Annotated in this window: 24 protein-coding genes; 8 read left to right on the top strand and 16 right to left on the bottom strand. The window is 63.6% G+C overall.

Annotation, left to right across the window (positions count from 1 at the left end; translation table 11 throughout):
• Position 1: 1 nt before the first annotated feature.
• Complete coding sequence (gene sigE / locus L8U60_RS06970; RefSeq protein ID WP_269965642.1) at positions 2-613, bottom strand: RNA polymerase sigma factor SigE; 612 nt, start codon at positions 611-613, stop codon at positions 2-4.
• Between the two features lie 121 nt (positions 614-734).
• On the opposite strand from sigE, the gene L8U60_RS06965 reads away from it, so the two are divergent.
• Positions 735-1,388: an O-methyltransferase gene (locus L8U60_RS06965; RefSeq protein WP_269965641.1), complete on the top strand. Its 654-nt coding sequence runs from the start codon at positions 735-737 to the stop codon at positions 1,386-1,388.
• Between the two features lie 3 nt (positions 1,389-1,391).
• On the opposite strand, the gene glgC is transcribed toward L8U60_RS06965, so the two are convergent.
• Complete coding sequence (gene glgC / locus L8U60_RS06960) at positions 1,392-2,615, bottom strand: glucose-1-phosphate adenylyltransferase (protein WP_269965640.1); 1,224 nt, start codon at positions 2,613-2,615, stop codon at positions 1,392-1,394.
• 110 nt (positions 2,616-2,725) lie between these two features.
• Here glgC and glgA point away from each other — a divergent pair, with 110 nt between their 5' ends.
• Complete coding sequence (glgA, locus tag L8U60_RS06955) at positions 2,726-3,904, top strand: glycogen synthase (RefSeq protein ID WP_269965639.1); 1,179 nt, start codon at positions 2,726-2,728, stop codon at positions 3,902-3,904.
• Positions 3,905-3,940: 36 nt separating this feature from the next.
• Positions 3,941-5,329 carry a GH32 C-terminal domain-containing protein gene (locus tag L8U60_RS06950; RefSeq protein ID WP_269965638.1) on the top strand — a complete coding sequence of 463 codons (1,389 nt, stop codon included), beginning with the start codon at positions 3,941-3,943 and terminating at the stop codon, positions 5,327-5,329.
• A gap of 21 nt (positions 5,330-5,350) precedes the next feature.
• Here the strand turns inward: L8U60_RS06950 and L8U60_RS06945 are convergent, their stop codons facing one another.
• From L8U60_RS06945 to dapE, 7 genes are read right to left on the bottom strand one after another with little or no spacing between them, the layout of a single operon-like run.
• Complete coding sequence (locus tag L8U60_RS06945; RefSeq protein WP_269965637.1) at positions 5,351-6,217, bottom strand: methyltransferase domain-containing protein; 867 nt, start codon at positions 6,215-6,217, stop codon at positions 5,351-5,353.
• A 10-nt stretch (positions 6,218-6,227) separates the two neighbouring features.
• Positions 6,228-6,398, bottom strand: coding sequence for a DUF3117 domain-containing protein (locus L8U60_RS06940; protein WP_084576442.1), 171 nt, complete (start codon positions 6,396-6,398; stop codon positions 6,228-6,230).
• Between the two features lie 13 nt (positions 6,399-6,411).
• On the bottom strand, positions 6,412-6,702 hold the full coding sequence (locus tag L8U60_RS06935; protein WP_269965636.1) for a cell division protein DivIVA: 291 nt from the start codon (positions 6,700-6,702) through the stop codon (positions 6,412-6,414).
• A gap of 9 nt (positions 6,703-6,711) precedes the next feature.
• Positions 6,712-7,443 (bottom strand): glucosyl-3-phosphoglycerate synthase, encoded by a 732-nt coding sequence (locus L8U60_RS06930; protein WP_269965635.1) that lies wholly within the window; start codon positions 7,441-7,443, stop codon positions 6,712-6,714.
• The gene (gene folP / locus L8U60_RS06925) at positions 7,440-8,252 is read right to left on the bottom strand and encodes a dihydropteroate synthase (RefSeq protein ID WP_269965662.1); all 813 of its coding nucleotides are present in this window, start codon (positions 8,250-8,252) and stop codon (positions 7,440-7,442) included. Before folP ends, L8U60_RS06930 begins: the two co-directional genes overlap by 4 nt.
• A 23-nt stretch (positions 8,253-8,275) precedes the next feature.
• The gene (locus L8U60_RS06920; RefSeq protein WP_269965634.1) at positions 8,276-9,070 is read right to left on the bottom strand and encodes an LOG family protein; all 795 of its coding nucleotides are present in this window, start codon (positions 9,068-9,070) and stop codon (positions 8,276-8,278) included.
• A 5-nt stretch (positions 9,071-9,075) separates the two neighbouring features.
• The gene (gene dapE, locus L8U60_RS06915; RefSeq protein WP_420840169.1) at positions 9,076-10,149 is read right to left on the bottom strand and encodes a succinyl-diaminopimelate desuccinylase; all 1,074 of its coding nucleotides are present in this window, start codon (positions 10,147-10,149) and stop codon (positions 9,076-9,078) included.
• A gap of 27 nt (positions 10,150-10,176) precedes the next feature.
• Here dapE and L8U60_RS06910 point away from each other — a divergent pair, with 27 nt between their 5' ends.
• The 5 genes from L8U60_RS06910 (at position 10,177) to L8U60_RS06890 (ending at position 16,064) form a co-directional block, all read left to right on the top strand.
• Positions 10,177-11,097 (top strand): 2,3,4,5-tetrahydropyridine-2,6-dicarboxylate N-succinyltransferase, encoded by a 921-nt coding sequence (locus tag L8U60_RS06910; protein ID WP_269965633.1) that lies wholly within the window; start codon positions 10,177-10,179, stop codon positions 11,095-11,097.
• Between the two features lie 48 nt (positions 11,098-11,145).
• Positions 11,146-12,537, top strand: a complete 1,392-nt coding sequence (locus tag L8U60_RS06905; protein WP_269965632.1) for an amino acid permease — start codon at positions 11,146-11,148, stop codon at positions 12,535-12,537.
• Positions 12,537-13,889 (top strand): amino acid permease, encoded by a 1,353-nt coding sequence (locus L8U60_RS06900; protein ID WP_269965631.1) that lies wholly within the window; start codon positions 12,537-12,539, stop codon positions 13,887-13,889. The genes L8U60_RS06905 and L8U60_RS06900 overlap by 1 nt, the downstream gene beginning before the upstream one ends.
• Positions 13,890-13,894: 5 nt before the next feature.
• Positions 13,895-14,839 carry a 2,3,4,5-tetrahydropyridine-2,6-dicarboxylate N-succinyltransferase gene (gene dapD, locus L8U60_RS06895; protein WP_269965630.1) on the top strand — a complete coding sequence of 315 codons (945 nt, stop codon included), beginning with the start codon at positions 13,895-13,897 and terminating at the stop codon, positions 14,837-14,839.
• Between the two features lie 127 nt (positions 14,840-14,966).
• On the top strand, positions 14,967-16,064 hold the full coding sequence (locus L8U60_RS06890; protein ID WP_269965629.1) for an HNH endonuclease signature motif containing protein: 1,098 nt from the start codon (positions 14,967-14,969) through the stop codon (positions 16,062-16,064).
• Here L8U60_RS06890 and L8U60_RS06885 read toward each other — a convergent pair.
• From L8U60_RS06885 to typA, 7 genes are all read right to left on the bottom strand, one after another.
• Entirely contained in the window at positions 16,030-16,593 is a 564-nt protein-coding gene (locus L8U60_RS06885; protein WP_269965628.1) for a GtrA family protein, read from the bottom strand. The genes L8U60_RS06890 and L8U60_RS06885 overlap by 35 nt on opposite strands.
• A gap of 136 nt (positions 16,594-16,729) precedes the next feature.
• Entirely contained in the window at positions 16,730-17,833 is a 1,104-nt protein-coding gene (dapC, locus tag L8U60_RS06880) for a succinyldiaminopimelate transaminase (protein WP_269965627.1), read from the bottom strand.
• Positions 17,834-17,836: 3 nt separating this feature from the next.
• Positions 17,837-18,160, bottom strand: coding sequence for a ferredoxin (gene fdxA, locus L8U60_RS06875; RefSeq protein WP_269965626.1), 324 nt, complete (start codon positions 18,158-18,160; stop codon positions 17,837-17,839).
• Between the two features lie 38 nt (positions 18,161-18,198).
• On the bottom strand, positions 18,199-18,585 hold the full coding sequence (locus L8U60_RS06870) for a hypothetical protein (protein WP_269965625.1): 387 nt from the start codon (positions 18,583-18,585) through the stop codon (positions 18,199-18,201).
• The gene (mshB, locus tag L8U60_RS06865) at positions 18,582-19,460 is read right to left on the bottom strand and encodes an N-acetyl-1-D-myo-inositol-2-amino-2-deoxy-alpha-D-glucopyranoside deacetylase (protein WP_269965624.1); all 879 of its coding nucleotides are present in this window, start codon (positions 19,458-19,460) and stop codon (positions 18,582-18,584) included. The genes L8U60_RS06870 and mshB overlap by 4 nt, the downstream gene beginning before the upstream one ends.
• Before the next feature lies 1 nt (position 19,461).
• Positions 19,462-21,075 (bottom strand): ABC transporter family substrate-binding protein, encoded by a 1,614-nt coding sequence (locus L8U60_RS06860; RefSeq protein WP_269965623.1) that lies wholly within the window; start codon positions 21,073-21,075, stop codon positions 19,462-19,464.
• Between the two features lie 2 nt (positions 21,076-21,077).
• The gene (gene typA / locus L8U60_RS06855) at positions 21,078-22,994 is read right to left on the bottom strand and encodes a translational GTPase TypA (protein ID WP_269965622.1); all 1,917 of its coding nucleotides are present in this window, start codon (positions 22,992-22,994) and stop codon (positions 21,078-21,080) included.
• Positions 22,995-23,019: the final 25 nt, after the last annotated feature.

Raw genomic sequence — 23,019 nt, 5'->3', positions numbered from 1 at the left:
CCTACCACGCACGGATGAGCTCGCGGGCACCTTCGTTCGTCTGGGCTTTCGCCTCCAGCGAGTCACGCAGCTGGCTACGGCCGCGGTGGATGCGGGAGCGCACCGTGCCCATCTTCACACCGAGGGTCTTGCCGATCTCCTCGTAGCTCATGCCCACCACATCACAGAGCACCACCGGGACGCGGAAGTCCGGGCTCAGCTCATCCAGCGCTTCCTGCAGAGCCGGGTCCAGGTTTGCCACGCTGTAGACCTGCTCCGGGGTCATCTCGGTGCCCGGCACACGCTCATAATCTTCGGGCAGCGCCTCCATACGGATCTTCGCGCGGTGGCGGGCCATATCCAGGAAGAGGTTCGTGGTGATGCGGTGCAGCCAGCCCTCAAACGTGCCGGGCTTGTAGGACTTCAGGTTCCGGAACACGCGCATGAACGTTTCTTGCGTCAGGTCCTCTGCGTCCTGCTGATTACCGGACAGACGGAAAGCCAAGCGGTAGACGCTATCCGCGTGCTCTTCGACGAGCTCCGCCCACGTGGGCATGGCGCCTTCGCCCGCATCAAAAGCGGCGGTTCCGGTCAGTGGCTCCATGGGCTCCAAAGGCTCAGCAGGCGTATCCATGTGCACTATTGTTCCCTATCCTCCCCAGACTGGTGTGCGCGGCCCCTAGGAAATACCTGTGAAGAGATCTCACGGCGCGCCCCACCCGTTCGCAGCGCCTGCATTTCGTAGGATGGCCGGTGTGAGCGACTCTGCATTTTCTTCCCTGAACGAGTACATTTCCACCGCCGCTGGCCGCAGCGGCCAGCCTGAGCTGCAAGCAGCGCTCGATGCCGCACGCGCGGATGCTGATGAGTACGGCTTGTCCGCCCCCAGCGTGGCGCTCGGCAGTCTGCTGGGCACGTTGGCAGCTTCGGGTGAGGGCGGCGCGGTAGCCATGACTCCGGCCGCCGGTGTCGTAGGCCTGCACATCCTCGCTGGCCTGCCGGAGAAGTCCAACCTCACCTGCATCGACCCGGAGGCAGACCACCAGGCACGCGCGAAGGCCACCTTCCGTGACGCTGGCTTCGGCCCTTCGCGCACGCGCTTTTTGCCTTCGCGTCCGCTCGACGTGCTGGGGCGTTTGGCTACGGAGTCCTACCACCTCGTCGTCGCGGATGTGGAGGCCGTTGACCTTCCCGCAGCCATCGAAGCCGCGTGGCCACTGCTCACGCCAGGTGGCACGCTCGTTCTGCTTGGCTCGTTGCTGGACGGCACGCTTGTCGACGGATCCCGCACCGACCGCATCACCACCGCCGCCCGCGAAGCCGACGCGCTGGTGGACACCCTTGAGGGCGCATTGGTCACCCGCCTGCCGCTGGACGCCGGCGTCACGCTGGTGACCCGCGTCCAGTAAGGGCTACTCGACGAGTTCGCCCTTCCCCACAACCACAACACCGTCGGCGGAGATAATGAACCCACGGCGTTCATCATCCGCCCGGTGCGTGCCCACCGCAGCACCATCGGAGACGTAGACGTTCTTGTCCAAGATCGCGTGGCGCACGATCGCTCCCCTGCCCACGCGCACACCTGGCATGAGAACAGACGACTCCACCACGGCGCCGTCCTCCACGTAGACATCGGTAGACAGCACCGAGTTACGCACCGTGGACCCCGAAATGATCGAGCCCGGCGCGATGATGGACTCCTGCGCGATACCTCCGGAGACGAACTTCGCCGGCGGCAGGTTCTCATCCTCCGTGGAGTGAATCGGCCACGCCTTGTTGTAGAGGTTGAACACTGGGTGGATGGAGATGAGATCCATGTGTGCGTCGTAGAAGCTGTCAATGGTACCTACGTCACGCCAGTACGCCTTGTCACGCTCCGTGGCACCTGGGACCTCGTTCGAGGAGAAGTCGTACACATTCGCCTCACCGCGTTCGACGAAGTACGGGATGATGTCCCCGCCCATGTCGTGGTCCGAGTCCTCGCTCTCGTTGTCGTCGCGGAGGGCTTGGATCAACGCCTCCGTCGAAAAGCAGTAATTGCCCATCGACGCATACGTCATCTCCGGATCATCCGGCGTGCCTGGCGGGTCAGCCGGCTTCTCCAAAAACTCCGTGATCGCACCGTTTTCATCAGACTGGATGCAACCGAACTGGGATGCCTCACTGCGCGGAACGCGAATACCCGCGACGGTGCAAGCCTTACCGGAGGCGATGTGGTCCTCCACCATCTGCGACGGATCCATGCGGTAAACGTGGTCCGCACCGAAGACGAGGACGTAATCCGGGGACTCATCGAAGATCAGGTTCAGCGACTGCAACAGCGCATCCGCGGAACCCTGGTACCAGCGCTTACCCAGGCGCTGCTGCGCCGGCACCGACGCAATGTACTGGTGCGTCGGACCGGAGAAATTCCACGCCGTAGCCACGTGGCGGTCCAGCGAGTGGGACTTGTACTGCGTGAGCACCGCAATACGGTTGTAGCCCGCGTTCACCAGGTTCGACAGAACGAAATCAATCAGGCGGTAGTTACCGCCAAACGGGACAGCGGGCTTAGCACGGTCGAGAGTGAGCGGAAACAGTCGCTTCCCCTCTCCACCGGCGAGGACGATGGCGAGAACATTCGGCTGGCGTATCACACCCCCAAGACTAGGGAAGTTGCCACATTCTTGCAGCGCTTCACACCCGAAATTACCCACGCGCGACCACCCCATGCAGCGATGCGCAAACGTGGCTAGTGTCGGAAGTCATGAGAGTCGGAATGATGACCCGCGAATACCCGCCGGAAATTTACGGTGGTGCTGGCGTTCACGTCACGGAGCTGACGCGCTTCATGCGCCAGCTGGATGGCGTTGAGGTGGATGTCCACTGCATGGGTGAGCCGCGCGATATGGAAGGCGTCTACGTCCACGGCGTTGACCCTGAGCTCGCGGAAGCAAATAGCGCGCTCAAGACCTTGTCGGCGGGCCTGCGGATGGCCCACGCCGCCACCAACGTCGACGTGGTCCACTCCCACACCTGGTACTCCGGCCTGGGCGGCCACCTCGCTGGCCTGCTGCACGGCATCCCCCACGTGGTTACGGCACACTCCCTTGAGCCGGATCGCCCGTGGAAGCGCGAGCAGCTCGGCGGCGGCTATGACGTCTCCTCCTGGTCTGAGAAGAACGCCATGGAGAACGCCGATGCGGTCATCGGTGTGTCCTCTGGTATGAAGGACGCCATCTTGCGCGCCTACCCGCGTATCGACGAATCTCGGGTCCATGTCATCCTCAACGGCATCGACACCGCCGAATGGTTCCACGTCGCCCCCGAGGCACCAGAATCCACCGGCATCATCGAACGTCTTGGGGTGGATACCTCCCGCCCAGTCGTCGCCTTTGTCGGCCGCATCACCCGCCAGAAGGGCGTGCCCCACCTGGTTAAGGCGGCGCAGGACTTTGACAAGGACATCCAGATCATTCTGTGCGCCGGTGCGCCCGATACGCCGGAGATTGCGGCGGAGACGGAAGGTCTGGTGAATCAGCTGCGCGAAACACGCGACGGTGTGCACTGGGTGACGGACATGCTGCCGAAGGAGGAAATCCGTGAGATTTACTCCGCCGCCGACATCTTCGTGTGCCCCTCGGTGTACGAGCCGCTCGGCATTGTGAACCTGGAAGCCATGGCGTGTGAAACCGCCGTTGTCGCGTCTGACGTGGGTGGAATTCCCGAGGTTGTCGTTGACGGCGAAACGGGTACCCTCGTCAACTACGACGAAGCGGACACGACCACCTTTGAAAAGGACATCGCTTCCGCCGTTAACGCACTGGCAGCTGACGCCGAACTGACCAAGAAGTTCGCCGCCGCAGGCCTAGCCCGCGTGAAACAAGAATTCACCTGGGACAAGATCGCCCAGCAAACCGTAGACGTCTACGCCTCGCTCATGTAGCGGCGCCCCACAACAGCACGCAAAGGAACCACGACAGTGAGCACTTTGAGACCAGAACTGCACGTCACCGCTGAGCGCGGCATCCTCGACGCCGCCGCCGGCATGCTCCGCAACGGAGACGACTGGCACCTGTTCTACCAGTACGAAACGGAGCCAGGCGCACCCACCCGCTGGGCGCACCAATTCTCTGAAGGCACGCCCTTTGACTTCTACGAATGCGACGACGTTGTTGTCCCCGTCGGCGGCGAAACGCGCGTACTCGCCGGCTCCGTCGTAGCCAGCAAGACCGGTACCTCGCTGTACTTCACCTCGGAGACCTCCGCTGGCACCACCATCCAGGTTGCGCACGTCGACGACATTGACGCGCTCTGCGAGCACCTCGATGAATCCGATGACGTCGACCCGGGCGTGCGTCGCCTCGGTCCGGTAGTCAAAGACACCGGCCGCTTCCTCCGCTTCCGCTCCCCCTGCGTTGTGCCGGACTGGGAGGAAAACGAGGACCGCGACCAAGGCCAGGCCGGCTGGCTCATGCTGGCCTCCACCGGCCAGGAAGATAATCCGGTGCCTGTGGTTCTAGAGTCCACTGATCAGGAGACCTGGACCCTCATCGGTCCCTTGAGCTTCGACGGGGATAGCGGCATCCCGGAGGACGCACGTACCGTCGCACCTCGCATCATCCGCCTGCGCGATGAGGTGGACGGCGTCATCTACGACGTGCTCTTCCTCACCCAGGAGCGCGAAGACGGCGAGGTCTCCGGCTACCTCGTGGGCACCCTCGACGGCGCTGAATTCCGCGTGACCACCCCATTTAGCCGTCTCGATTACGGCCACGATTTCACTCGCCCGCGCAGCACCAACGTCGTGCCGGGCACCCAGACGGATGATGAGCGTTACGCCGAGGCCCGCATCTTCGGCCTCCTTGCCTCCAGCGGGCGGGGTGGGGACCCGACCACGCAGCCCACGTGGGCTACAGAAGGTTGGGCCAACGCGCTGTCCCTGCCCCGCGTAGTCACCCTCGCCGGTGGCAAGCTCTACCAAACCCCGGCACCAGGCCTGCCATCCGCGGTCGGTGCGTCCGAGCGCGCCATGCTGTGGACCGGACTGTGTGAGATCCCCGTTGGATCCAGCATCACCCTCGACATCGTGGATTCCCAAGGCAAAACGTGCGCCACCATCGTCCACTCCGGTGACAAGATCACGCTGGACCGCCTCGATGGCCAGCCCGCCGTCGCCGAACTCGACGACGAGGACGAGGATCACATTTCTGTGCTTATCGACGGCTCCGCCATCGAAATCTTTGCCGGCGGCGGCGCCGTCACCCTCTCCAGCCGCTTCTGGCCAGAAAACGGCGTAGCAGATATCCGCACCACCGTTGATGGTGATGCGGAGATCAACGAACAGCAGCGCCGCGGAGTCAGCGCCTAGGTAGGGCGTTTTACGCCCTACCTAGATTTTGCGGAGTCGCGTCAGCTGTGCTCGCGCGGTGACCTCCATGGTCTCCGGCAGAGCAGCAACGCGCTGAGCCAGAACCTCAGGCTCAATATGGCGGGCGGATGGGCTCATGCCCACCTGCGCCGCAATCGCCTCACGGTCAAGGCGCATGGGGAACTCAATAAGTTCGCCCTCCCCCACCTGCTCCAGGTGGCCGCGGGATTGTTCAAGGAGGCGGTCAACCTTGCCGTCTTCCACCCCCAGAATGCCGAGGGGTTCACGCAGCTCATCCAGGTGCCCCTGCTGCGGGGTAAGAACAATGACCTCACCCTCATCGCGGAGCACACGAGCAAACTCCGCCGGGTTACGGGGCGCGAAGATCACCGTGATCACGTCCACGGACGCATCCTGCAACGGCAAGCCCGTCCACACATCCGCCACCACAGCGCCTACGCGCGAGTGGGACTTTGCCAAGTGCTTCGCAGCCGGAACGGCAATATCCACACCCACGCCGCGGGAATTCTCCACTGCATCAAGGGTGTGCGACAGGTAGTAGCCGGTGCCGGCGCCGACTTCGAGGATGGTGGGCTGCACATCGTCGACAAGCGATCCGTGCGAGAGCGCATCAAGCACGCGCTCCGTAACCGTTTCCACGAACGGCGCGAAATGACCGCGCGACAGGAACGCTTCGCGCGAAGCAACCATTTCGGGGCTATCGCCCTCATGGTTCAAGCCCGCGCCGGAGGCCAACGTGACGTAGCCCTGCTTGGCCACATCATAAGAATGACCCGTGGTGGACACCAGGCGCGAAAACTCGTCCGCACCGCAAAGCGCCGACCCATCAATTGGGTCGGCGAGAACGTCAATGACGTGCTGGAGCATAAAGTTCCTATTACTCCCCTGCCACGGACAACAGCAGGTTGCCCAGCTCCGTTGCTTCCTCGTTGTTGAGCTCAACCACGAGACGGCCACCACCGTCGGACGGGATACGCATCACAATCTTGCGGCTTTCCTCGACCACTTCCATCGGGCCGTTTCCAGTGCGCGGCTTCATTGCTGCCATGCGGTGTCACTCCTTATTCTTCAACAAATTCAACTAGCCCGATTGTACTCGCACCGGCGCCAAACTGCCTGAAGTCTTCGACGAGCGCATCCACCTGATCTTGGCGGTAACCGCGCGCGACCACCTCTAATGTGATGTCCTCGAAGCGCCCTTCGGCCACGGCGGCACGGTTCGCCGCGATCACGTCGGCGGGTTCATCCATCGGCGGCAGGACCTCGCCGCGCCCGAACAGACTGGCCGACAACCAAATACCAAAGACGAACACAGCGGCGATAACAAGGATGAGCAGTATCCACGACAGCATGAGGCGAGTTTATCCCACCCAGGGAGCGCGTTCCTCCACTGCGGTGTCAGCAACCCCGGCGCGGTGAAGGATGGTGCGGGCGACGATCTCGGACATCCCCACCAGCTCTGCCAGCGGCCGGTTACGGTGCGTTTTCACACCGAGGTTGACCTGGGTGATGGCATCTGGCCCGTAGGTGGTGGCCACATCAATGAGCAGGCCCACCTCCACGCCGTACCCCGCCACGAACGGCAGGCGCAAAGCAGCCTCGCGCCGGATGGCGTATTCACCGGCGAGGGGTTGTTCGATCGCGGGAACATCGGGAAACAGTAGCTTGAGCAGTGGTTTCGCAGTCAGCTCCGTCACGCGCCCGCCGCCATGTTCCTCGCCGTCGAGCGTGCGGCGATAGGTCGCCTTCACCAGCTGAACGTGCTTATTCGCGAACTCCCCCGCCAACCCATCCACCCACCCCGGCTCCACCGTGGTCACGTCGGCATCGAGGAACACCACCACATCACCCGTGGCGGCACGCACCCCGCGCCAGAGCGCTTCGCCCTTGCCGGGACGGACAGGGATGTCAGGGGCGATGTCACGCCAATTAAGCACCGTCGCACCGGCCTCGCGGGCGACGGCGGCGGTGTTATCCGTGGAGTCCGAATCCACCACGATCACCTCGCTGGCGCAGGAGGCCAGAGCTGCTTTCACAACACCGGCGACGGTGGCTTCCTCATTCAGCGCCGGGATGACAACGGAGACCCTCATGCGAGTCCTCGCACGGTGTTTAAGGGTGCGGTGGCGCCTTGGATGGCGGCGGTCATGCGGATGACGTCGACGGTTTCAGCGACTTCGTGCACCCGGAATGCCGCCACCCCTCGTGCGGCGCACCAGGCCGTTGCGGCGAGCGTGCCGGCAACCCGCTCGCCCACTGGGCGGTCCAGGGTCTCCCCGATGAAGTCCTTATTGGACAGCGCCATGAGCACCGGCCATCCGGTCGCGGTGATCTCTTCAATGCGGCGCAGAATCTCCAGACCGTGGAAGGTGTTCTTACCAAAGTCATGGGTCGGGTCGATGAAGACTTTCTCCTCCGGCGCACCGCAAGCAGCAGCGCGTTCGGCCAAGGCGGTGGTGGTGTGGATGATGTGGGCCACCACGTCGTCGTAAAGCACTCTGTGCGGACGCGTACGCGGCGTGGCTCCGCCTGTGTGCGAGCACACGTAGCCGACCTTGCGCGCGCCGGCGACCTCGACGAGCTCCGGATCGAAGCCCGCCCACGTGTCGTTGATGATGGTGGCTCCCGCATCCACCGCCGCATCGGCGACGGAAGCGCGCCACGTGTCCACGGAGATATCTACATCCGGGTACTGCTGCCGAATCGCAGCGATGAGAGGAACGACCCGCTCAGTCTCCTCCGCGACGTCAACCTCTTGGCCTGGACCGGCCTTGACACCACCGACGTCGATAATCGCGGCACCTGCCTCCACCACCTCGGCGCAGCGGCGGAGAGCATCCTCGAATTGGAAGGTCGCGCCTTGGTCGTAGAAGGAATCCGGGGTGCGGTTCACAATGGCCATCACCCGCGGCAACGGGGTCTGGGTCACTGGATATTCCGGGGATCCGTCATCGTGGAGTGGGCCTTCACGATGTAATCCACCGCCTCCTCCACCGAATCGGTGACCAGGAAGAGCTGATCATCCCCGTCCGAGATGAGGCCACGGCCGAGCAGCTGCTCACGGATCCAATCCACCAGGCCACCCCAGAATTCGGTGCCGAGCAGGACGATGGGGAAGTTTGTGACCTTGCCGGTCTGGACCATGCAGAGGATCTCAAAGACCTCATCCATCGTGCCGAAGCCACCCGGCAGCGCCACGAAGGCCTGGGAGTACTTGAGGAACATCGTTTTGCGCGCGAAGAAGTAGCGGAAGTTCAGGCCCAGATCGACCCATTCGTTGAGGCCCTGCTCAAACGGCAGCTCGATGCCCAGGCCAACGGACATACCGCCCGCATCATGCGCGCCGCGGTTCGGGCCCTCCATCAGCCCCGGTCCGCCACCGGTGATCACGGCGTAGCCCGCCTCCACCAGCGCAGCACCGAGCTGACGGGCCTGCTCATATTCCGGGGTGCCCTCCCCCAAGCGCGCAGAGCCGAAGACGGTGACCGCCCACTCAAGTTCATGCAGCGCATCAAAGCCGGAGACGAACTCAGAGGTAATACGCATGACGCGCCACGGGTCGGCGTGCTTCCAATCGTGGTCCGCGCGCCCCATTTCCAACAGGCGCTGGTCATAGGTCGACGGGTCAAACCCATTCCTGTTCCGCTTCAGAATTGGGCCGCGGAGCGTGCGATCACGCCCAGGACCAGAAGACGGACGGGGAGTTTTGTGTGGAGCCACGTGGATCAATCACCTTTCAAATAGGACGTGAGGGCGTTAGCCACATCCCGGATCTGTGCGACGGGGCATTGCTCGTCGATCTTGTGTGCAAACCCGGGATCGCCTGGGCCGAAGTTCACAGCCGGAACACCCAGATTAGAGAAGCGGGCTACATCCGTCCATCCGAACTTGGCACGATAAGTGCCACCCACCGCAGCGAGAAGACCCTGCGCAACCGGATCATCCAGGCCGGGCAGAGCGCCACCGACGGCGTCGTCATAGGTCAGCTCCAAGCCCTCCTCGAGGGCCAGCAACTCCTCCAGGTGCGCCTTGGCTTCTTCCAGGCTGCGGTCGGGGGCGAAGCGGAAGTTCACGGTCAGCTGGGCTTCATCCGGGATCGTGTTCGTGGCCACGCCACCTGATAGGCCGACGACGTTAAGGCCTTCGCGGTATTCGCACCCCGCGATGGTGACGGTCCGTGGCTGATAGGCGGCGATACGCCCGAGCACCCCCGCAAGATCGTGCGCCGCATTGTGCCCCAGCCAGGCCCGCGCGGAGTGCGCCCGCGTGCCCCGCGCTGTGACAAAAACACGGATGCTGCCCTGGCAGCCGGCCTCAATCACCGCGCCTGACGGCTCGCCAAGCAGCGCCAGGTCCCCCGCCAGAAGCTCCGGGCAGTCGCGTTCCAGCAGCGCCAGCCCGTTGTACTGCGCAGCTACTTCCTCTGCCTCGTAGCAGATCAAGGTGAGGTCAAAAGCCAGATCCTCCGCATCACACAGCGCGGCAAAGGCGTGGATGTAGCACGCCATGCCGGACTTCATGTCCACCGCGCCGCACCCCCACAGCACATCACCCTCCATGTGGTGCGGGACGTTGTCCGCGATCGGCACCGTATCAATGTGCCCCGCCAACACCACGCGCTGCGGCAGCCCACGATGGGTGCGCGCCACGAGCGTGTTGCCGCGTCGCACAACCTCCACGCCCGGCAAGTCCCGCAGCGGGGCCTCGAGGGCGTCGGCGAGGGCTTGTTCGTGGTGGGAGGGGGACGGGACGTCGATAAGCTTCTTAGTCAGCTCAATTGGGTCGGCGAAGATATCCACGCGGGCGATCCTAGTACGATGACACGCATGCCAGCTGGAGCCCGCGCAATCGGAATTGCCAACATCGCCGCCAACGGAACCGTCCTCGACGCATGGTTCCCTGCAGTTTCGCTTATCGACGATGCCCCTGTCCCCTCCACCCGCCGCGTCAGCGCCAACGAACTCTCCCCGCGCCTGCTGCACCTCGTGGGCATGGACCGGGACCGCAACGTGGAAGTCGTACCAGTGTGCACTGAGATCGCGGACCTGGACGCGCCACCCATCGACGCTTTCGATGTCTACCTGCGCCTCCACCTGCTCTCCCACCGCAAAGTGAAGCCGCTGGAAATCAACATGACCGGCGCGCTAGATCACCTTGAACCCGTGGTGTGGACCAACAAAGGCCCGTGCCGCCCTGATGATTTCGAGTTCGTGCGCACCCACCTGCGTGCACGTGGCACGATTCACGTCTACGGCATCGAGCGGCTCCCGCGCATGGTGGACTACGTCGTGCCTACCGGTGTGACTATCACCGAGGCTGAACGCGTGCGGCTTGGCGCGTACCTGGCGGAAGGCACCACCGTGGTGCGCGAAGGCTACGTGTCTTTCAACGCGGGCTCGCTTGGCCCTGCGCGCATTGAGGGCACGCTGTCCTCCTCCGTCGTCGTCGGCGCGCACACCACCCTTGAGCGCGGCAGCGCCCTCATGGCCACCCGCACCGGGAATCTTTCCCGCGCCCCCATGCACATCGGCGCCAACTGCTACTTCCACCCCACTGCCAGCATCAACGGCATCAGCCTGGGGAATAACTGCAACATCGGCGCTGGTGTCATCCTTGAGCCGCACACCCCGATCTTTGACCCGTCCACCGGTAACGACTTCCCTGCTGAAAACATCGCCGGCAGCGACAACGTGAGCATCCAGAACGAGCCGTATTCCTCCATTCCTGTTCTCCGCTGGCGCATATAAAGGGATCTCAATGCCGTTTCCCGCGGAGCGGGGTTTAAGGTATTCGACATGTCGACTCCAGTTTCCCCCGTCGCTGATTCCACCGCGCTCGCCCGCGGCCTGAAAACGCGCCACCTCACCATGATGGGCCTCGGCTCAGCCATCGGTGCCGGACTCTTCCTCGGCACCGGCGTTGGCATCGCCGCCGCTGGCCCCGCAGTTCTGATCGCCTACGTCATCGCCGGCTTCATCACCGTGTGCTTCATGCAGATGCTCGCGGAGATGGTTGCTGCGCGCCCCTCGTCAGGCACCTTCTCCACCTACGCTGAGCAGGCCTTCGGCCGCTGGGCCGGCTTTGCCATCGGCTGGTTGTACTGGTTCATGATGATCATGATCATGGCTGTTGAAATCACCGGTGCCTCCGCCATCGTGGGACAGTGGTTTGGCATTTCGCCGTGGATCCCGGCGCTCGTGGCCATTGCGTTTTTCACCGTGATCAACTTCGCCGCCGTGAAGAACTTCGGTGAGTTCGAGTTCTGGTTCGCGCTGATCAAGGTCCTCGTCATCGTCGCCTTCCTGGGCATTGGTGTGGCGCTGTGGCTCGGCCTGCTGCCGTCGGGTGGCTTCGTTGGTCTGTCCAATGTCAGCGAGGTCGGCTTCATGCCACACGGCTGGGCTGGTGTGGCTACTGCGCTGCTCGCCGTCGCTTTTGCGTTCGGCGGCATTGAGCTGGTCACCGTCGCCGCCGCGGAATCCGAGGACCCAGAAGCCGGCGTTCACTCCGCGATCCGTTCCATCATCTGGCGCATCTCCATCTTCTACATCGGCTCGGTGCTGCTCATCGTGCTGCTCCTGCCGTTCAACGAGATCGGTGGAGCCGACTCCGCCGCCGACTCCCCGTTCACCGCGGTCCTTGAGCTGGCCAACATCCCGGGCGCCGTGGGCATCATGGAGGCCGTCATCGTCGTGGCACTGCTGTCTGCATGCAACACGCAGATCTACGGTTCTTCCCGCTTCCTGCAGAACCTGGCCGTGCGCGGGGACGCACCCCAGGCCTTCGGCGTCACCGACTCCCGCGGTGTCCCGATGCGCGCCGTGGTCGTGTCCGTCTTCTTCGGCTTCGTCGCCGTTGCCCTGCAGTACTGGAACCCGCCGGGGCTGCTCCCCTTCCTGCTCAACGCGGTCGGTGGCTGCCTGATCGTGCTGTGGATTGCCGTTGCGCTGTCGTTTGTGCGGTTGCACCCGAAGCTCGTCGAAAATGGCGAAATCACTGACGTGCGCATGTGGGCACCTAGCGTACTCCCCTGGATCATGGTGGTCCTCGCGGGCGGCGTCATTGCGCTCATGCTTGCGGACGCCAACGGGCGCTTCCAAATGCTCGCCGTCGCCGTCGTTGTCGCCGTCGTCTCCATCGCGGGTGTCCTGTGGACGAGCTTCGCAGGGAAGAAGGCCACGCAGTAATGGCGTCGCAGACCAGCGAACTTGGCACCGGCCTGAAATCCCGCCACCTCACCCTCATGGGCCTGGGCACCGCCGTGGGTGCGGGCCTGTTCCTCGGCGTCGGCGTGGGTATCCGCACTGCGGGCCCCGCGATCCTCGTGGCCTATGCGATTGCCGGGCTCATCGTCATCGCCGTCATGCGCATGCTCGGAGAGATGGCGGCCGCGCATCCCTCGTCAGGCTCCTTTGCCACCTACGGGCGCATGGCCTACGGCCACTGGGCCGGGTTCCTGCTCGGCTGGCTCTACTACTTCCTGCTCATCATGGCGTGCGGTGCCGAACTCACCGGTGCATCGGCCATGATGGCCTCCTGGTTCGACGTTCCCCAGTGGGTTCCGGGCCTCATCGTTGTTGTGGTTCTCACCGCCGTGAACCTCGCCCAGGTCAAGGGCTTCGGCGAGTTTGAGTACTGGTTCGCCATGATCAAGATCGCGGTGATCGTCGGATTCCTCATCATCGGCGTGTTGCTCTGGCTCGGTGTGCTGCCCGCGAGTGGCTTCGTCGGCTTTGACAACGTGCGCGAATCCGGGTTCGCCCCCAACGGCATCGCTGGCATTGCTGCGGGTCTGCTCGCCGTTGCCTTCGCCTTCGGCGGCATCGAGGTGGTCACCATCGCCGCAGCTGAGTCGGAGGATCCGGCTGATAACGTCAAGCGCGCGGTGAACTCCATCATCTGGCGTATCGCCGTCTTCTACTTGGGCTCCGTCGCCGTGATCACGCTGCTGCTGCCCTACGCGTCCATCGACGGCGCTGATTCCGCCGCCGACTCCCCCTTCACCGCCGTCCTCGAGATGGCCAACATCCCGGGTGCAGCCGCGTTCATGGAAGTGGTCATCGTGCTCGCGCTGCTCTCCGCATTCAACGCGCAGCTCTACGGCACCTCGCGCCTCGGCTACCAGCAGGCCCTCGAAGGCGACGCCCCGAAGTGGATGGCAAAGACCAACGCCAACAACGTGCCCATGAACTCGGTGCTCGTCTCCGTGTTCTTCGCCTTCCTCGCGGTTGGTCTGCAGTGGTGGAACCCGCCGGGAATGATTGACTTCATCATGTCCGCCACCGGTGGCTGCCTCATTGTCACGTGGATCATGATCACCCTGAGCTTCATCAAACTCCACCCGCGCATCAGCACGTCGGCAGTCCGCGTGCACGGCGCATCGTGGGTGCCGTGGGTGACGTTGACCGCGTTGCTCGGGCTCACTGTTCTCATGCTTTTCGACGACTCCGCCCGCTCCCAAGTCATCTCCGTCACCATCTTGTCCGCCGTTTTGGTCGGCTTGTCGTTACTGACAAAGAAGCGGAGCGTTTTAAAGTAGTCCACATGACTTCTCCGACTACTGCATATGCCCGTGGCATCGCCACACTCACCTACGACGGCACCGTCCTCGACGTCTGGTACCCCGCCCCCAAGGTGGATGAAGCAGTTGCGGAGACCGGAACGCGCCGCCTCGACGAGCCGGATGCGCGCTTCAAAGACCTCGTCGGCCCTGATGAAGCGCGTGGCGTGGCCCGCGTGGCGGTGGAAACGACGATCGCTGATCTGACACAACCGGCTGTCGACGCCTACGACGTCTACCTGCGCCTCCACCTCCTCTCCCACCGCCTCATCCGCCCCCACGGCGCAAACATGGACGGCATCTTTGGGCTGCTGTCCAACGTCGTGTGGACGAATTACGGCCCGTGCGCGGTTGGTGATTTCCAGATGACGCGCGGACGGCTCGCAGCCAACGGCCCTGTGGTGGTGTACTCCGTGGATAAATTCCCACGGATGGTGGACTACGTCGTTCCGTCTGGTGTGCGCATCGGCGATGCAGACCGCGTCCGCCTTGGTGCACACCTGGCCGAAGGCACCACTGTCATGCACGAAGGGTTCGTGAACTTCAACGCGGGAACCCTGGGCGCCTCCATGGTCGAAGGCCGTATCTCCGCCGGCGTTGTTGTCGGCGATGGCACCGACATCGGCGGCGGCGCCTCCATCATGGGCACGCTGAGCGGCGGCGGCAAGGAAACCATCACCATCGGGCAGCGCTGCCTGCTTGGCGCCAATGCGGGCGTGGGCATCTCGCTCGGTGATGACTGTGTTGTCGAAGCCGGCCTCTACATCACCGCCGGCACCAAAGTGCGTCTCAGCGATGGCACCGAGGTCAAAGCCGTCGAACTGTCCGGCAAGAATGGCATCCTCTTCCGCCGCAACTCCCTTACCGGTGTTGTCGAGGCCGTCCGCGCGAAGGCCGTGGAGCTCAACGAAGAGCTGCACAAAAACTAACTCAGAAACTAATTCAGAGCCCATTTCTGTGGATAAAACGCCGTTTTGTAGACGTGTCACTACGGTTATCCACAGGCTCGCCGCGTGATGCTTGCGGGCTCCGTCCCGCCCACATAGCGTCCGTGGCATGACGTTCGACGAACTCCTAGAGGCGCTTTCCGGCGCCGCGCTCACTGCCCTTAAGGGCTTTGACCGCGAGCGCGCCATCGCCGCTGGGATTTCGCCGCGCCAGGCAGCAAACCTCAGCAAGGTCCACCAGGCTTACTGGGGGCCAACGCGCACCCCGAAGCAGCAAAGGCTTGCCCGGGAAGAGGCGTTGGCGGGTGGGTTTACGGTGGAGCAGCTGGTGTTCGTCGAGAAGCGAATTGCGCACATCGAGCCCTTCGGTGAGCGCATGCGCCTGCGTCGCGCCCTCTTGTCGTCGCATTGCACGTATGAGGCTTTACGACGCCGCGCCGACCGCCTCATTCCCCGCCCCAAGCCCCCGAAGCCGAAGCCGCAGGTGAGATTCCATACCCCACGCGAGGAGATGGGTGGCTTGACGCTGATTGCGCCGGCGCGCCGTATGGCGGACTTGGAGCATGCGCTGCGCTCCCTCATTGACCCGTCGAAGCCGGCTGCGGAGCAGATGGTCGAGCCTCTCTTGGACCTCTTGAGTGGCGAGGGCTCCGGGGTTCCTCCCGCGGCACCCCGTCCGCTGGTGGTGATCCCGCTGCCGTCGTTTATTCGCATCTTGGAAGGCTCGGGCGATGAGACCGTCCTTGGTCTTACTGACGGGACCACCATGACGGGCGCGGAATACCTGTCCAAGTATCACGGTGCGGAGCTGGAGGTCGCGATGTTCCACCCACAGGAAGGTGCCGTGAACCTGTACCGGACGGAGCGCTTTGCCAACCAGAAGCAGCGCGATCTGGCGAAGGCCATCATGCCGGTGTGCCCGGTTCCTGGGTGCCGGCATGGCGCGGATAACTGCGAGATCCACCACATTAAGGCGTGGAAGCACGGCGGCGAGACGAATATCGCGAACCTGGTTCCCCTCTGCCGCTACCACAACGGCACGAACGACGATGACCCTGGTGTTGTGCGCCACGGCCGAATAGACAAGGTGGGAGCCCAACCCATCTGGCGCTCCCCCAATGGGTACGCGGTGCCGAATAAGCACAGCAAATGGGGCGCGCTGAATGTCCTGTTTAGACCGCGGGGCGCTCCGTCTCGATACGGATGACTTTAGGGCGACCGAAGGTCCAGAGCTTGTTGATGATGAAGTTGACGGGCATGGCCACCAACGTCGAGATACCTGCGGACCAGTAGAACTTAGTGCGCAGGCCAGTCGAGCCATCGAAGATGTCGTCAGGCAATGCGATGGGTGAAGTTGGGTTCATCAGCAATGTCGCGACTGTCTGGCTGACCACGAAGGCGACTATGCCCGTGGTCAGGAACGGGAAAAACCCGCGCAACCAAGACCGCTTTGGCACGTTCTTGAACGTCCAGGAGCGGTTCAACTGGTAATTCCAGGTGTTGGCGACGACGAAGGCGATCGTCATGATCACGTGATACCAGCGGATATTCCACCGTGTTCCAAAGAGGTTGAAAAAGACGTCATTCTCGTGGATACCCCACCCGGCACCAAACCCCTTCGTGGCCAGAAACACCACGAGGAGGTTGACCAGCACGCCGGAGCCACCAACGATGCCGAACTTGATGAACTCGCGGGCACTATCGACGATCTTCCCCGTCTTCCCCGTCTTCCCCACCTTCTGTCTCTCCTCAGTGCCGGTTGTTCTGGTCCTGGTTGTTCTGTTCCTGGTTATTCAGGGCGCGTTAAACTCCCGGCAATCTTACTCCGTGAGACGTGGCAGGCCGAAACCTTGGCTGGGTGTGTTTGCGTGTTTAGGAGCGCAAGCGGCGAGCTGCAGCTGTAATGTTCTCGTCGGTGGCAGTCAAAGCGATGCGGACGTGCTGCGCACCGGCGGGACCGTAGAAATCACCCGGCGCGGCGAGGATGCCACGTTCCGCGAGCCAGTCGAGGGCCTGGCGGGAATCCATGCCCTCGCGGCGTGCCCAGAGGTACAGTCCGGCCTCGGAGTGGTCGACGGTGAAGCCAGCCTCGGGCAGAGCTTTGAGCAATTCAAGGCGACGCATCGCGTAGGTGGAGCGCTGCATTTCCTCGTGCAAATCGGTCTCCAGTGCGGCGACCATGGCGTGCTGGATCGGTCCCGGCACGATGAGGCCGGTGTGCTTACGCACCTCCAGGATTTCCTGCACCAGGGCCTCGTCGCCGGAGACCATGCCGCAGCGGTAGGACGCCATATTCGACGTCTTGGACAGAGAGTGCAGCGCCAGCAAACCGGTGTTGTCACCGTCTGTCACCGACGGGTGCAGCAGCGATACCGGTTCAGCGGCCCACCCGAGGTACAGGTAGCACTCGTCGGAGGCAATGATCGCGCCGGTCTCCCGCGCAAACGCCACCCAGGAACGCAGTAACTCCACCGACGCCACAGCGCCGGTCGGGTTCGACGGGGAATTGAGAAAGACGAAGGCGGTGTCGCGGGGGGCTTTGGAGGGATCGTCGCAACGCACAACATTGCATCCCGCGATGAGTGCGCCGACTTCGTAGGTGGGGTACGCGACCTCCGGAATAACCACGGTCTGACCGCGCAGGCCAAGCAGCGTGGGCAGCCACGCCACCACTTCTTTGAGCCCGATGGTGGGCAGCACAGCATCGCTGCTCAGCCCTTCAATACCGAAGCGGCGCGACAGCGCGGCCACAATCGCCGCCCGCAGCTCCGGCGTCCCAGCGGTTTGAGGGTAGCCCGGCGCGGCAGCATTCTCGGCCAGGGCGAGCTGAATCGTCGGCGGCACGTCATCAACGGGCCCACCGACGGACAGGTCCACGAGCCCGTCAGGGTGAGATGCCGCCCGCGCCTTAACGTCGGCGATCGTGTCCCACGGGAAGTCCGGCAGGACGGTGCTCAGCGGCTGGCGCGTCCCCATTGCCTACTCCTTGTTCATCGGCGGCAGCGCTGCCACGAATGGGTGGTCGAAGTCGTAGGGGCCTTCGGCGGCGGCACCGCCTGGGGAGCCGAGGTCGTCGAAAAATGCGACGTTGGCGTCGTAGTAGTCGCTCCACTCGTCGGGAAGATCATCTTCGTAGAAGATCGCCTCAACCGGGCAGGCGGGTTCGCAGGCACCGCAGTCCACGCATTCGTCAGGGTGGATGTAGAGCATGCGCTTGCCCTCGTAGATGCAGTCGACTGGGCATTCCTCCACGCATGCGCGATCCAGCAGGTCAACGCATGGTTCAGCGATGATGTAAGTCATGGGGTCTCCTCCGCTTTTAATCGGTTGGGTCCAGTATGTCACTTGGCTCGCAGCAACGGCCAAACGCCTCCCGCGACTCCGGCTGCGAGCAGGAGGAGCGCAGGAATGTAATGAGTGCGCAGCAGTTCACGCGTCACGTCGGGGCCCACGTAGAGCAGGGCGAGGCCTGCAAGCCACGTGAAGGTGGGCACCAAAGCAATGATGCTTTTCGACGTCCACAGCCTCCCCGTCTTCGTCCCCACCCCACCCAACACCGCGGCGGCGATGATGGCGGGGATTCCCCACAGTTTGTCGAGGGATCCAACCTCCACCAGCAGCGCCACGAGTGCGCCGACGCTGATCCAGGCGATCCCAGCGCGGGCTTCACCGGGGGTGAAGTCGGTGCGCGGCTGTGGCTGTTGCTGTGGCTGGTCGTGGGGGTTCATCGGGGAATGCCGCTGGTGATGTCCGCACCGTGTTCCAGCGGAAGGCCGGCACCGACGCAGTAGTGTTCGCGGCGCAGGATCGGTTGGGCGATGAGGTTGGACAGCGCGTAGGTGACCACGGTGGGGTCGGGTGCGGTGGCAAAGGCGGCGTGGGGGTTGGTGTTGCTCACGGAGCCGTCCGCGATCCAGATCTGCGTGGCATGCGCCCGCATCGCGGCGGTTTTGGCGGCGTAGGTGGTGTCGTCGAGTTCCACCCACGTGTCCACTGTGTCCACCGCGTCGAGTTCACCAGGTTCCGGACGCGTCCAGGTGGCCGGGGTCTGGTCGGCGATCATGGCCTCCAGCTCACTGCGCAGGCGCGCTGACCACAGGATGCGTGGGATGTCCACCTGCTTGGCGGCGGCATGGGTGATCTCGTGGGCCCGGATGTGGTCGGGGTGCCCGTAGCCACCGTTGGGGTCGTAGGTGATCACTAGGTGGGGGCGTTCGCGCTCGAATACCGCCACCACGTCATCGACGGCACGCTCGCCCGAGTTCACAAAGGCCTTCGGATTCTTGCTCGCGGGCGAACCTGCCATCCCGGAATCGCGGTACTTGCCGGCACCGCCGAGGAACTCCCCGCGCACGCCGAGAAAGCCCAGTGCCTCATTCAGCTCATGGATACGGAAGCCACCGAGTTGGTCCGCGTGATCGTTGACGAGGTGCTGGTAGCGCTCGCCGATGACCTCGCCTTCCTCACCAAGCGTGCAGGTGACCACGAGGACATCTGCTCCCCTTCTCGCCAATGATGACAACGCGCCGCCGGTGAAGAGCGCTTCATCGTCAGGGTGCGCGTGGACGGCGACAACGCGGAAACCAATGAGGTCACGGGACATACTAATTCTCCTTCTCGAGGTTGCCTGCCGGGGTGCGGAGCACCCAGGACGGGGCGGCGGTGAGGGCAGCGGCGGGTTCGTCGATGAGTGCAGGAACCTCAAGGCTGGTACCCAACGCCACGATGCGTTCCTCGCGGAGCAGCGGCAACCACACTGATTCCCGCTGGAGGATGCTGGTAACTCGCGCGCCGGCGTTGTCCGGGCCGATGGCACCACTGAGGATGTCTGCCGCAAGACTTTCCGTCTCCGGCATGCACAGCCCGCTCAAATTGCCTGCGTATCCAGCATCGTCAGCTGGGCATTGAATCTCGCTGGCCCACGCGCTCGGGGTCGTGGCACGGGACCAGCCCACCACCGCGTCAACCTCGCCTTCCGGCAAGCGTTTCGCAATGTCAGTCATATCCGCAGCGATAGTCTCCGCGGGAATGCCACGACCATTGAGCACATCGACGATCGCGCGCGCCGCCTGCATCGCCTCACTGTCCCGAGGATCCGCAGCAATACGCAAACGCCTGCTTTCCGACGCCGGAATCGACCCAGCATCAACCTCCCCCGCCTCCGAGGAACGGGAAGCAGCAGAAGCACTAGAAACTCCGATGTTGCGGCCGGAGGCGATGCGGGAGATGAGGGGGACGTCGATAAGCGATGACAAAGCTTGACGCGCGGGGAGCTCCCTGAGGATCGGCGACACGACCGACATGGTCACACCGAGCTCGCGGGGCCCCTCATACGTTTTGACCTGGGTGTCAGGGATGAGGGAATACGTGTCCAGTGAGGTCTCTCCCGGCACATGGTCAACGAACGCGTACTGGCCGGAGCGGAGACGATCCGCCACCTGGTCCGTGGAGCGCGCCGTGGCCAAGGTGAGAATATCGATGCCCGCCGGACTCTCCCCCCAAAACCTGTCATTCCGGTTCAACACGATAACCCCGGCGCCGTGGTCTACGGAGTTCACCATGTAGCGGCCAGCAGACGCCGGGATGGAGCTGGCAAGGGCCGTGACGAAGTCACCGGCGTTGGAATCCAGCAGGTGGGACGGAAGCAGGTGAGTGAAGAGGGACTGCCAGTCCTGCACCGGCTCCGCGAACACCACATCGACGGTCTTGCCTGCCCCACTGACCTGCACATCGCTGATCGCGCGGTACGCGGCCGGATCCACAGTGCCCGGGGTGGACACCATGCCGCGCCACAAGTACACAAAATCCGCGCCGGTCAGCGGGCTGCCATCAGACCACTGGGCGGCAGGATTGATCTGGTAGCGCACGGTCATCTGCTCCGTCATCTGCTCCGTGTCCGGAACGATGTCGGCGCTCACCACCACATCGGTGTTGAGCAGCCACTCCCCCTGGTGCTGCCGCACGAAAACACTAGGGAGAGTCAACTCCGCAATATCGTGCACCGTAGCATTCTCATCCGCAGCAAGGTGCGGGTTGAGACCATTGCGCAACGGCGCGACCCCCACACGGACCTCGGAGCGCGCCGCCGGGGCGGGCGCGGTAGTTGAGGTCGTGGTGGTTGTCTCCTCTTCCACAATCGGCGGCGGACCGGGGTTAGCGGTGCAGGCGGAAAGGGCGAGGAGAAGGGGGATCGTCGATAGGCGAAGTGCTCCCTTCATGCTTACTTGTTCATCTGCTTCGCACGCGAGCGGGCGCGGCCGCGTTCCGTGGCTCCCAGAATGACCTTGCGCACGCGCATGACGTTGGGTGTGACTTCGACGCACTCATCGTCGTCACAGAACTCAATCGCCTCATCCAGGGAGAGGGTCTTGGCCTTCGCCAGCGTCACCGTCGTATCAGCGGACGCCGCACGCATGTTGGTGAGCTTCTTCTCCTTGGTGATGTTGATGTCCATATCCTCATCACGGTTGTTCGCGCCCACGACCATGCCCTCGTAGGTCTCCGCGCCGGGCTCAACGAAGAATTCGCCGCGGTCAGAGAGCTGCTGCAGCGCGTACGCGGTGACCTGGCCGGAACGATCAGCAACGAGGGAACCGGTCGGGCGGCCCTTGATCTCGCCGGCCCACGGGCGGTGCTCGATCGAGTAGGAGTTCGCGATGCCGGCGCCGTGGGTCTCCGTGAGGAAGGTGGTGCGGAAGCCGATGAGGCCGCGGGACGGGACGTCGAATTCCATGCGGACCCAGTCACCGGAGCCGGTGTTGCCCATGGCGGTCATCTGTCCCTTGCGGCCGGCCATGAGCTGGGTGACTGCCCCCTGGTACTCGGACGGGGTGTCGATGATCATGTGGTCATACGGCTCGTAGGTCTTGCCGTCAATCTCCTTCGTAACCACCTGCGGCTTGCCCACGGTGAGCTCGAAGCCTTCACGACGCATCGTCTCAATGAGAACCGTCAACGCCATCTCACCACGGCCCTGGACCTCCCACGCATCCGGGCGCTCAGTCGGCAGAACCTTGATGGACACGTTACCGATGAGCTCCTGATCCAGACGCGCCTTGACCAGGCGGGCGGTCAGCTTGTCGCCGCCGCCACGACCAGCCATCGGGGAGGTGTTCACGCCGATGGTCATGGAGATCGCAGGATCATCGATCTTGATGCGCTCCAGCGGTGCAATGTCATTCGGGTCGCACAGGGAGTCACCGATCATGATCTCGTCAATGCCGGACACAGCGGCGATATCGCCAGCCACGACGTCACCGGTTGCGGGGACGCGCTCCAGCCCTTCGGTGACCAGCAGCTCGGCGATGCGGACGTTCTTAACGTGCTGTTCGCCGTCCTCGTCGTAGTGCACCCAGGCAACGTTGTCGCCCTTCTTCACGGAGCCACGGAACACGCGGATCAGCGCGATACGGCCCAGGAAGGAAGAGGAGTCCAGGTTGGTCACCTGTGCCTGGAAGGGAGCGTCGATGTCTGCGGACGGCTCAGGCAGGACGTCGTAGATGACGTCAAAGAGTGGCTGCAGGTCCTCATTAGCCGGCAGTTCGCCGTTGCCCGGGTTCTCCAGGGAGGCGCGACCAGCGCGGCCGGAGGTGTACAGCACCGGCAGCTCCAGCAGGTTTTCCGCCGCCTCAGCAGCCTCCGGATCTTCCAGACCAGCGCCAAGCTCGAGCAGCAGATCCTGCGCCTCTTCCACGACCTCATCAATGCGCGCATCCGGACGGTCCGTCTTGTTCACGCAGATGATCACCGGCTTCTTCGCTTCCAGGGCCTTGCCCAGGACGAAGCGGGTTTGTGGGAGGGGACCCTCGGAGGCGTCGATAAGCAGCACAACGCCGTCAACCATAGACAGGCCGCGCTCAACCTCACCGCCGAAATCGGCGTGGCCCGGGGTGTCAATCACGTTGATCACCAGGTCACTGCCGTCCTTGCCAGCACCCTGGCGGCGGATAGCGGTGTTCTTCGCCAGAATGGTGATGCCGCGTTCGGATTCGAGCTCACCGGAGTCCATGACACGGTCACCGTGTTCACCGTGGTCACCGAAAACGCCGGACTGCTCCAGCATTGCGTTGACGAGGGTGGTCTTGCCGTGGTCAACGTGGGCGACAATGGCTACGTTGCGGAACTCTGGGTGGGACACGCGATCTCCTTTTGCGTGGGGTGTG

It is taken from the genome of Corynebacterium meitnerae (assembly GCF_027570075.1).
In the GTDB taxonomy this organism is placed as follows: domain Bacteria; phylum Actinomycetota; class Actinomycetes; order Mycobacteriales; family Mycobacteriaceae; genus Corynebacterium; species Corynebacterium meitnerae.
The sequence above is the reverse complement of the archived record's forward strand: the minus strand, read 5'-3'. Positions and strand labels throughout refer to the sequence as shown.